The following is a 1823-nucleotide window of genomic DNA, read 5'->3' as shown; positions in this document are numbered from 1 at the left end:
GCGGCGGCCGACGCGCGCGACCTCGCCGACGCCACCGACGCCGCCACGCGCGCGGTCAGCGACGCCGCGCACACGCTGGTGAGCGTGTCGGGGCGCGTGCGCGAGACGGCGGCCGCGGTCGCCGCGCTGGTCGCGGCGTCGGCGCAGGTGCAGGCGCTGGTGGCGACGGTGTCGCGCCTGGCGCGGCAGAGCAACCGCGTCGCGCTCAACGCGAGCATCGAGGCCGCGCGCGCCGGCGACGCGGGGCGCGAGTTCGCGCAGGTCGCCGGCGCGATGCGCTGCCTCGCCGACCGGAGCTCGCGCGCCGCGCACGCCGCCGGCACGTCGGTGGGGCGCGTGCGCGACGAGGTCGAGGACGTCGGGCGGCTGCTGGCGGCGGGCGAGGAGGCCGAGCGCGGCGTGCACGACGACGCCGGCGGCGAGGTGATGGCGTTCGAGCGCGTCGAGGCGGGCGTGGCGCGCATCGACGCGGTCACCACCGACGCCTCGCACCTCGCGCTGGCGCAGCGCGCCGCGCTGCACGAGCTGGCGACCGCCGTCGAGGGCGCGGGGCGGGTGGCCGACGACGAGGTCGCGCGCGCGCGCGGCGCCGCGCTGGCCATGCGCCGCCAGGGCGCGTCGGTGGACGAGGTGGCGCGGACGGTGCGCACGCTCGGCGCGCTGGCGGCGAGGCTCCGCGCGGCGGCGGTGAACTGAGGGCTGCGCGGCTGCGCGGCCGCTACTTCCCCACGCAGAACGTCGCGAACACCCGCCCCAGCACGTCCTCGACGTCCACGCCGCCGATCAGCTCCTCGAGGGCGCCGGCGGCGGCGCGCAGGTGGACCGCGGCCACCGGCGCCGGCAGCGCGTCCTGGTCCCACGCGTCGGCGAACGCCCGCAGCTCGTCGCGCGCCGCGCCGAGCGCGCGCAGGTGCCGGGCGTGGGTGACGAGGGGGAGGTCGGGGTCGGGCGCGCCCCAGTGGGCGGTGACGGCGTCGACGGCCGCCTGCGCGAGGGCGGCGAGCCCCGCGCCCGTCTCGGCGCTCACGCGGAGCGAGGGGAGCGTCGAGCGTCGAGCGTCGAGGGGAGCGTGCTCGACGCTCGACGCTCGACGCTCGTCCTGCTTCGTCAGCACGCCGAGGATCGGCGCGTCGGTCCGTGCGCGCACGAAGTCGGCCGTCCGCTCCACGTCCTCCTGCTCCTCCCCGCACGCCAGCACCACGTGCGCGCGCCCCAGCCACCGCTCGGCGACCTCGATGCCGAGCCGCTCGACGCGGTCGTCGGTGTCGCGCAGCCCCGCGGTGTCCACGAGGCGCAGCGGCCACGGGTCGCGCTCGACCGTCGCCTCGAGCGCGTCGCGCGTGGTGCCGGGGACGTCGGTGACGATCGCCCGCGCCTCGCCGGCGAGCGCGTTGAACAGCGACGACTTGCCCGCGTTGGGCGGCCCCGCGATGACGACCGCCGCGCCGTCGCGCGCGATGGCGCCCGCCGGCGCGGTGGCGAGCAGCGCCTCCACGCCGTCCAGCGCGTTCCCGACCGCCAGCGCCACCGCGTCGCGCCCCAGCGGCCCGTCGTCCTCCTCCGGGAAGTCGATGTCGTAGGCGAGCAGCGCCTCGGCGTGCAGCAGCGCCTCGCGCAGCGCCGCCACCCGCCGCGACAGCCCGCCGTCGAGCTGCGCCAGCGCGGCGCGCCGCATCGCCTGCGTCCGCGCGTCCACCAGCGCGCCCACCCCCTCGGCCTGCGCGAGGTCGAGCTTCCCGCGCAGCACCGCGCGCCGCGTGAACTCGGCGGGGAGCGCCGGCCGGGCGCGCGCCGCCGCCAGCGCCGCCAGCAGCGCCGCCGCC

General features: G+C 79.8%; 2 protein-coding genes. One reads left to right on the top strand and one right to left on the bottom strand.

What is annotated here, in order from left to right:
- On the top strand, nucleotides 1-696 hold a 696-nt coding region (locus tag PYV61_RS24945), incomplete at its 5' end, for a methyl-accepting chemotaxis protein (protein ID WP_275836588.1).
- A gap of 22 nt (nucleotides 697-718) precedes the next feature.
- Here the strand turns inward: PYV61_RS24945 and PYV61_RS24940 are convergent.
- A partial coding sequence (locus PYV61_RS24940) for a GTP-binding protein (RefSeq protein WP_275836587.1) occupies nucleotides 719-1823 on the bottom strand: 1105 nt, incomplete at its 5' end.

This window comes from Roseisolibacter sp. H3M3-2, from assembly GCF_029211165.1.
GTDB lineage: Bacteria > Gemmatimonadota > Gemmatimonadetes > Gemmatimonadales > Gemmatimonadaceae > Roseisolibacter.
This window is presented reverse-complemented; position numbering and strand designations above follow the sequence as displayed.